General features: G+C 65.5%; 10 protein-coding genes and 1 pseudogene. 2 read left to right on the top strand and 9 right to left on the bottom strand.

Translation table 11 applies throughout. From position 1 onward, the window contains the following. Window positions 1–736: 736 nt before the first annotated feature. A complete protein-coding gene (locus ACFU5O_RS01705; protein WP_384235034.1) occupies window positions 737–940 on the bottom strand; it encodes a hypothetical protein in 204 nt (67 codons plus the stop codon). Window positions 941–1,478: 538 nt separating this feature from the next. Between ACFU5O_RS01705 and ACFU5O_RS01700 the strand changes: the two genes are divergently transcribed. Next, a complete protein-coding gene (locus tag ACFU5O_RS01700; protein ID WP_384235031.1) occupies window positions 1,479–1,787 on the top strand; it encodes a hypothetical protein in 309 nt (102 codons plus the stop codon). A gap of 153 nt (window positions 1,788–1,940) precedes the next feature. On the opposite strand, the gene ACFU5O_RS01695 is transcribed toward ACFU5O_RS01700, so the two are convergent. From ACFU5O_RS01695 to ACFU5O_RS01665, 7 genes are all read right to left on the bottom strand, one after another. Then, on the bottom strand, window positions 1,941–2,273 hold the full coding sequence (locus tag ACFU5O_RS01695; protein WP_384235029.1) for a hypothetical protein: 333 nt from the start codon (window positions 2,271–2,273) through the stop codon (window positions 1,941–1,943). A 181-nt stretch (window positions 2,274–2,454) separates the two neighbouring features. Continuing rightward, window positions 2,455–3,192 carry a hypothetical protein gene (locus ACFU5O_RS01690; protein ID WP_384235027.1) on the bottom strand — a complete coding sequence of 246 codons (738 nt, stop codon included), beginning with the start codon at window positions 3,190–3,192 and terminating at the stop codon, window positions 2,455–2,457. Next, window positions 3,182–3,367, bottom strand: a complete 186-nt coding sequence (locus tag ACFU5O_RS01685) for a hypothetical protein (protein ID WP_381738455.1) — start codon at window positions 3,365–3,367, stop codon at window positions 3,182–3,184. The genes ACFU5O_RS01690 and ACFU5O_RS01685 overlap by 11 nt, the downstream gene beginning before the upstream one ends. A gap of 441 nt (window positions 3,368–3,808) precedes the next feature. Then, on the bottom strand, window positions 3,809–4,153 hold the full coding sequence (locus tag ACFU5O_RS01680; RefSeq protein WP_384235024.1) for a hypothetical protein: 345 nt from the start codon (window positions 4,151–4,153) through the stop codon (window positions 3,809–3,811). After that, complete coding sequence (locus ACFU5O_RS01675) at window positions 4,150–4,845, bottom strand: GntR family transcriptional regulator (protein WP_384236360.1); 696 nt, start codon at window positions 4,843–4,845, stop codon at window positions 4,150–4,152. Before ACFU5O_RS01675 ends, ACFU5O_RS01680 begins: the two co-directional genes overlap by 4 nt. Beyond that, window positions 4,845–5,069, bottom strand: a complete 225-nt coding sequence (locus tag ACFU5O_RS01670) for a hypothetical protein (RefSeq protein WP_384236359.1) — start codon at window positions 5,067–5,069, stop codon at window positions 4,845–4,847. The genes ACFU5O_RS01675 and ACFU5O_RS01670 overlap by 1 nt, the downstream gene beginning before the upstream one ends. A gap of 433 nt (window positions 5,070–5,502) precedes the next feature. Further along, window positions 5,503–5,781 (bottom strand): hypothetical protein, encoded by a 279-nt coding sequence (locus ACFU5O_RS01665; RefSeq protein WP_384235022.1) that lies wholly within the window; start codon window positions 5,779–5,781, stop codon window positions 5,503–5,505. Between the two features lie 75 nt (window positions 5,782–5,856). Here ACFU5O_RS01665 and ACFU5O_RS01660 point away from each other — a divergent pair. Continuing rightward, a pseudogene (locus ACFU5O_RS01660) lies at window positions 5,857–6,630 on the top strand (GntR family transcriptional regulator). Here the strand turns inward: ACFU5O_RS01660 and ACFU5O_RS01655 are convergent. Then, window positions 6,619–7,086, bottom strand: a complete 468-nt coding sequence (locus ACFU5O_RS01655; RefSeq protein ID WP_384235019.1) for a DUF4240 domain-containing protein — start codon at window positions 7,084–7,086, stop codon at window positions 6,619–6,621. The pseudogene ACFU5O_RS01660 and the gene ACFU5O_RS01655 overlap by 12 nt on opposite strands. Between the last annotated feature and the right edge of the window lie 147 nt (window positions 7,087–7,233).

The raw sequence follows: 7,233 nt of genomic DNA, 5'->3' as shown, positions 1-7,233 counted from the left end.
GCCGCGGGGACCTGGAGGCGGCCGAGGCGGAGTACCGGGCCGTCCTCGCCGACCGCACCCGGGTACTGGGCGCCAACCACCCCGACAGTGGTGACACTCAAAGGGCTCTAGAGCGAGTAATCGGCCGTGCTGAGTGGCGCAGGCGCGAGGGTGCGTAGCGACCCGGGTGAGCAAGTGCCACGTAGGTGCACCCCGGGTCGAAAACAGCACCTAGGCGTGACGAAAGGAGCGGCGCACCAACACGGTCTATTCGTTGAACCCATCGCCCCCACGGGCACAGTAACGCAAGCTGACCAGCATAGACGTAGGGCCTTCAGAGCCGTTGCAGTACAGCAGCGAAGTACAGCAACCAGCGCGACCGCATCCGACCGGCATCGGCCCCAGTCACCCCGGCTGAGCAGTCGAGCAGACCTCAGCGACCGCCCCGCCGGTAGTTCGGGACGAAGAGGTCGCGTGCCACAGCCGTGCCAGATCGAGCGGTCAATGACGGTCAATCGAGGCGCGTCACGGCGTGGATGACCGTCCCTGGCCTCAGCATCCCGGGCAGCCAGTGGCCAGTGAGGATGTGTCTGCGGGGGCGCCAGGCTTACAAAGCAGTGGTCTCTCTACGCCGCCTAACGCCGGTGCACGCGATGAGGGACCGACCGTCCTGCTCGAGGAAGAGCATGAAGATCCACGATCCGTCGGAAGCATCAACGCGGCCAAGACGAACGGGTTCGTCGCGCCGGCGGAGTAGCTATACTGCCCGCTCCAGGTCCAGCGTCTCCAGGCCGATCCGGCGAGTGTGCCGAAGCCGACGCCCGTAGATCTCGGCGAGCGATTCAGCAGAGGGCGACCCGTCCCAGACCACGAAGGCACCACCGTCCAGCAATGCGGCACGAGCCGCGGTCGTAGCCTCAACACCGTCAGCGAGCAGTTGAATGAGCGCGTCGCGTTCCACGGTCACCTCCACTCGGATCCTGCGGTACAGCAGCGAAGTACAGCAACCGCGTTGACCGCAGTTGGCCGCCACCGAACCCCAAGATGCGACTGACCAGCCCAGCAGACCTCAGTAACCGTCCCGCCAGTATTTCGCGCGAGGGGGTCAGTTGCCAGCAGCACTCCAGGCCGTTGACAGGGCACGGAGGAGAGCCGATCCAACCGCCCAGGGTGGCCCGGCTGTGAAGAGCGGCCCAGTCCGTTCACCGCTAGTATCTCGCCGTGGACACAGCATCCGTTCAAGATCTCGACGTCTTCTGCAGGCAGATCCACGAGCGGTCACGCGAGCACCAAGAGGTCATGTCTGTCGCGGCGCAGCGTGGCTGGCGGTCCATCGCCGTTGGCATTTTGCGGCAGGAGCTTGATTCGATGGTCCGGGTCATCTTCTGCTCACGCAGCCAATCTCAGTCCGCACACAGCTCGTCGCATCGTCCGTCTCCGGCGAGCGTTGGAGAATCGCGACCGCCAACGGAAAATTGAAGATCGTCTCAGATCGCGACATGGTCGACCACGCGGAGAGTCTGCATGGTTGGGCTCGGAATGTGTACGATTTTGGGTGCAGGTTCATTCATCTGTCGAATGCCCACGACCACCAGGCACGCGATCCTTTTCGAGCTCTACCGGTTGAAGATCGCCGAGTAATCGCGAATCATCTCAACAAGTATCACGGCGGTCGCGGTGAGCCGGTATCTATCGACTCTACGTTCGACGATGTCATTGCCTACGCGCCTCACGTGCTGAAAAAGATCTCTTCCAACCTTGAGGTGGAGGTGGCCCGGCTTCAGGCGAGCCGCTATGTCGCCAGTTGACCTCGACGGCTGCGCCTACCCGGCTCGGCCCACAGCAACCGTCCTCGGCCGGTAGCGCCCCCGAGGGGCCATGGAGCGACCGGTATGAACGTCACTGACCGATCCGGCTAGAGCTACGGATCAGATGCTCCCCGTACCACAACGAGCTGGGAGTCACGGGGAACGGCAGGCGCAGGCCACCAGCGCGCTGCCGTCTTCAGTGAAGTAGATCAGGAAGGTCCATTTCTGATCGGCAGAATCGATCAGCCCTCCGCGCACCGGCCGGCCATGCTCGCGGAGGAGCCTCACCATTCGTTCCAGCCCAAGAGGTTCGACTCCGTGCAGCCTCATGCGCCGAAGTCGGAGTGCAAAGACCCCGGCATGCCGCTCTGCGGGATGCGTCCTCTCCCACACGCGGTAGGTGGCGCCGCTGCGGAGGGCAGCCAGAGCAGCCACGGACACCTCGTCGTCCCCGGCCAACAACTTCTCCAGGAAATGCCGTTCCATGGCTACCCCGCCGGGATCCCTCCACCACCCGAGAGCCACGGTGCCTTCTGATCCGTAGCTCTAACCCCGGGAGGGATATATCGGACGCCGGCGTTTGCCGGGGTTGCGGTACGGCTGCTGTACCGCAGGGTCGAGCAGGTGGGCCCACCGGTGGCGCCGGCCACCGACAGCCCCGGGAAGGTCAGGGCCAGTAGAGCCGAGACTCCACCCGCTGAGGCTCCATCTCCTTGGGTGGCTCGACCGAGTAGCCCATCTCTCGCAGCGTCTCTGCTGCGGACTCGTGAGCGTCACGAACCGCTGACTTGAGTTGGAGTATCCGCCACTTCCGAAGGTGCCGATCAAGGACCGCTTCCCAGTCATCCTCGACATCGATGGCGAACTCACGGACGAGCAGCAGCAGCACGTCTTCGAGCGCTGGCCTGAGCCGATGGCCGCCAACTGGCAGATGCATCTCCGACAGGCGAGGCAGCTTCCCCTTGCGCATCATCGCCACTGGCCTGCCCTTCTTCTTTTCGGCCAAGCGGAGAAGGTAGGCCATCTCGTCCCGGTGAGCGTGCACCTGGAGGTGGGCCCCTGGGGGGTTCTTCGAGTGCCGCAGGTACTCGAAGCGCAGCAGCGGATCTTGTACGCCTTCGAAGAAGACGTGCACGTCAGCACGATCGGCGGCGAGGTACATGTTCGGGCCATCCCAGCAGCAGAAGTGCTGAACGTGCAGGTTGAGGCACCTCACTCCATCGATCTTGATGGGAATACGCTTGCTTCGGACGTCCGCAGCCAGAGGTGCAACTCTGATGCGATTGCCGACGTTCAGGGCAGAGAACCGCGGGGAGTCTTGACCGAGCACTCCCCGCGTAAGGTCTGTCAGCGTGTCGGCGAACTCAGCCGCCTTGTCATCGAGCGTAGCTTCCTCAGCACTCACCGTTGAGAAGGTAGTCGATGCCCTCAATGGTGTGCCAGACGTCGAGCTCGTCGCTGCTCAGGCTGTAGCTCTCGACCCGATCACGAAGCTCTTCGAAGGTCATATGCACCTCTGCGAGCAGGCGTTCCCGTTGAGCTTCGAGCTCCGCACGCGTCGTGCGGATCATGGTCGTCATGGGGTGCTCCCTCGTGGTGTTCGGAGGCCAACTGAAGCAGGCGCCTCTGACAATGACGCTAGAGGCTGGGCCTCAATACGCCAAGATGGGCGCACCCGAACGCTTGCGGCAGGGTGCGTCAAGCCTCTGCCTGAGACACGGCGGGCCTGAGCCGGTCTGATGGTATAAGTGCCACGACTCCTCACTTAGCGTAAACATACCGACCTGTGCGAGAGACCGCGGTCACGAACCGGCGCCCGGAAGAAATCCTGCTGGAGTAGGCGCCTCTTCGACTCGCGGCCTATTCGTGGACGGCGGCGGCGCGCGAAAGTCATCGCCCGCCCCTGACCAGGTCTAATGCGTGAGACGCACGGGGCCTCCGGAGCCGAGTGCGCAAGCGCCGCAACACAGAGGGGCCTCGGACTGTGTCCGGGCCCCTCTGCCCTTCTGTGCTCATCAGCGCTAGCCGAAGGCTGCCGCCGGCAACCTTGGGCCTTCGTTGCCTTCACGAGTACTGATGTTCGGAGCTGGCAGGCGATGGCCGCGGCTTGTTGCTACGCGGAGCACGTCTTTGAGGGCATCCTCCAGGTCCGCTGTCAGGCGTCGAAGTTCTTCCGGCTCGATCTCCTCCGCGCCGAGGGCTTCCTGCGCGAGCGCCACGAGGTCGGCCGCCAGGCCGAGTTGGATCGCCTCGGTGTTGTCGGCAAGGCGGGACAGGTAGCTGCCGTTGTCGTCGGTGCTTAGGTAGCAGGGCTTGCCGTCGGGGCCTGTCCATGGGAGGAGGCGCAGCTCGTTGTTAGGCGTCATCCCTCGGCCTTCCTGTCTTCGGTCGTGAGATGGGTGGTGAAGAGTGCTTCGGGGCGGTCGCCGGGGAAGACCAGGAGGGCCGCCTCGACCACGCGGCCTGCGGTGTCGGCAGATACGCGGGTGATCGCAAGGACAGCCAAAGCCGAGCTGATCCGGAGGGTTGAGGCTTCCTCTGGGGTTGGGAGGCGGGCGCTGACCCTTTCTCGGATCTCCGCGAGTCGGGGTCGGAGTTCCGCCGGCTTGGGCCAGTGGCACGACACCTCGGCCCGCGCCAGGTCGCGAGGGACGTACATGCGGGCCAGGCTGTGTGGCGACTCCCCCTCATGGCTGAGGCAGAGGTATTCGGTCAGCGGGGTGCGCGAGGGGACGTTCAGTAGGGCGCTCACTGTTCCTCGGGCATGGAGTTGGGCGGTGCGGACCGTGACGTGAACGGTTGGAAGGGTGGGGGTGAGGACGCCTCCCTCGTACGTGAGTCTGCGCAGGAGTCGGCGGACGAAGTTGCCTTTGCCGTGGATCTTCTCGATCAGGCCCTCGGCCTGGAGGAGCGCGAGGGCGTTGCGCAGCGTCGCCGTGCTGACCTTGTAGCGCGCGGAGAGCTGAGGTTGGCGTTCGCCGGGCTTGAGGCGGCCGGTGGCGATCTGGGTTCGTAGATCGTCGGCGATGGTGTGGCGGAGTGACGGCACGGGTTCCATCACCACCTTCTGAACATTCGGACGGCGACGAGTCGGGTTCGGGGGTGGATGGTCAGCAGTTCGCCCGACTCGAAGAGGAGGCGCTTGGCGCCTCGCGGAAGTTGGAAGAGGTCGGTCACTCGGCACGGCTGGCCGCCGATCTGGATCACGTCGCCGCGCTGCACGTTGGTCGAGGTGATCTCGACAGGTGCGGCCATCGCACCGCTCGGAGTCCAGGTCTTCATGAGGCTGCCGCGGTGGGAGTGGTCGAGGCGGTCGGTGCGTGGCAGGTGCAGGCGCATGTCTCGTAGACCACGGGGATGTCGATCGGGGCAGTTGCCGGGGACGAGTGCGCGCACTCATGGTGCGTGCCGATCCGGCACGATGTCGATCGGTACGGGGCGGGCTTCGTCTGCGGCATCAGTGGGCCTCCGCCGGCGAGAGGCAGGTGCAGGCGAAGAGTTCCTCGACTGCCAATACGTACGGGCGGACGAGGGCGGTCTCCTCACCCGGAAGCAAGTCCGTACGGCCCCGGAGCTGCCTCAACGGCAGCGTCGGCCATTCGGCGACGGTAGGGCTGGCGGGCGTTAACGGGGCGCGGTGGTGCGGCTTTCGGGGGTACCGCTCCCTGGTGCGCGCTACGGCGCGGCGGATACGGTTGAGCATGCTGATCAGCTCCTATCGCTGATGGCCAGGTCCCCGGACATCGCCCGTCGCGGGGACCGCTTTGCGTACGACGGCCCACAGGGTGCGGCCGCCCAGGCTGGTGGCTAACAGTCCGAAGCGGTCTGCCTTCGCCACTACTGCCAGGACCTCCCGCCATGTCTCGGCGGGGAGGGAATCCGGTACCTCCGCTTCGATCGACGTGTGTCTGGTGTGCTCCTGCACGCGGGTGGAGAGCCCCACGGCTGACAACCGGGCGGCGAAAGCCTCCGCGCTTACTTCTGGAGCAGGCACAGGACAGCCTCCGTCACCGATCACGTTGGGTGAAGCTAGTTAACTAGATTAAGGCTAGTGGACTAGATTTTCCATATGTCTGAGCAGCCGCCCTATCTCCGTATCGCCGACGAACTCCGGCGGCGGATCGCAGAGCACGAGTGGACGCCCGGAGACCGGCTGCCCTCCCGCGCACAGATCGGCCAGGAGTGTGGAGTGGGCGAGAACGTGGTCCGCCGCGCGCAGGAGCTCCTGATCTCCCAGGGCGTGTTGGAGGGGCGGGCCGGGTCAGGTACGTAAGTGGCCGAGCCCCGGCAGCGTGTGCGGATGGTTCGCTCTGCGGCGCGCGAGCAGCCCGACGGATCTCCGTTCCGGGCCGACATGAAGGCTGTGGGAAGGAACGGTGGCTGGGAGAGCCGGACCGATGCCAAGGTGCCTGCGCCGGCGGAGATCGCTGCGCGGCTTGGGATCGGTGAGGGCGAGCTGTGCGTCCGGACCGTGTACGAGTTCCTTGCCGACGGGCGGCCCGCGCAGTTGTCGACGAGCTGGGAGCCGTACGACCTCACCGGCGGGACCCTCGTCGTCCTTCCCGAGGGTGGGCCTCACGCCGGGGCCGGCGTCGTGAACCGAATGGCCGAGATTGGCGTCACGGTCAGCCACGCGGTCGAGCAGCCCGAGCCGCGGCAGGCGACCGCCGAGGAAGCGTCACTCCTTGGCATCCAGAAGGCCGCGCTCGTCACGCACGTTCGGCGGACGTACTACAGCGACGAGGGGCGGCCCGTTGAGACGGCGGACATCGTCGTACCCGCCGCCCTGTGCGAGATCGTCTACGAGATCCCCATCAAGCGGTGGTCCGGTTCAGCCCCGTAGGTGCGGCCAGCCGTCCCGGTTGGAGTAGCTCTCGAAGCAGTACCGGGTCGAGCGGTCCCACTCCTTACCGGTGGCCAGCTCGTACGCCTTGTCCGGTACGTACAGCAGCCATTCGCCGTCGTACTCGGCGGAGGTGTACGGGGCGAACTTGTCGACGTCGAAGAAGACGCTCTCCCACACGGTTTGGCCCGCGGCTACCACGGCGCAGCGTGTGTACAGGAACACGTCTGACGACTGCGGGAACGGGCTGCCGTCTCGGGCTGTCAGGTCGGCCACGGGGAGGGTGCCGAACTTCTCCTGGTCCAGACGGTAGAGGGCCTCGGCGTGACGTTCCGCGAAGCCGATGATGTCGGGGACGGAACGGCGGCTCAGCTCCTCGGCGAGGCGCTGGCAGCTCTCTTGGGTTGCTTCGCCGTCCAGGGTGGCTATCAGTGCCCAGAAGTCGGCCCATGTCATTCTCACAAGCGCAGGATGTCAGGGCGCTCTGACATCAACGAGGGCGGATCGTGGCGGTCATCCACGGCCGTCCGAAGCAGCCATCGGCGGTGGGCCACCCACGGCCAAGAGCGCACAACCGAGCGGGGCTGTCAGTGCTCCGGCGTA

Source organism: Streptomyces sp. NPDC057445, from assembly GCF_042802855.1.
Lineage (GTDB): Bacteria > Actinomycetota > Actinomycetes > Streptomycetales > Streptomycetaceae > Streptomyces.
Note: the sequence above shows the minus strand (reverse complement) of the source record. Positions and strands in the feature narration are given on the sequence as shown.

Excerpts from the sequence above, each read along its gene's own strand:
- ACFU5O_RS01700 (WP_384235031.1), top strand. The coding sequence starts at position 1,479 with ATGGTCGACCACGCGGAGAGTCTGCATGGTTGGGCTCGGAATGTGTAC.
- ACFU5O_RS01695 (WP_384235029.1), bottom strand. The coding sequence starts at position 2,273 with ATGGAACGGCATTTCCTGGAGAAGTTGTTGGCCGGGGACGACGAGGTG.
- ACFU5O_RS01685 (WP_381738455.1), bottom strand. The coding sequence starts at position 3,367 with ATGACGACCATGATCCGCACGACGCGTGCGGAGCTCGAAGCTCAACGG.
- ACFU5O_RS01680 (WP_384235024.1), bottom strand. The coding sequence starts at position 4,153 with ATGACGCCTAACAACGAGCTGCGCCTCCTCCCATGGACAGGCCCCGAC.
- ACFU5O_RS01675 (WP_384236360.1), bottom strand. The coding sequence starts at position 4,845 with ATGGAACCCGTGCCGTCACTCCGCCACACCATCGCCGACGATCTACGA.
- ACFU5O_RS01670 (WP_384236359.1), bottom strand. The coding sequence starts at position 5,069 with ATGAAGACCTGGACTCCGAGCGGTGCGATGGCCGCACCTGTCGAGATC.
- ACFU5O_RS01655 (WP_384235019.1), bottom strand. The coding sequence starts at position 7,086 with ATGACATGGGCCGACTTCTGGGCACTGATAGCCACCCTGGACGGCGAA.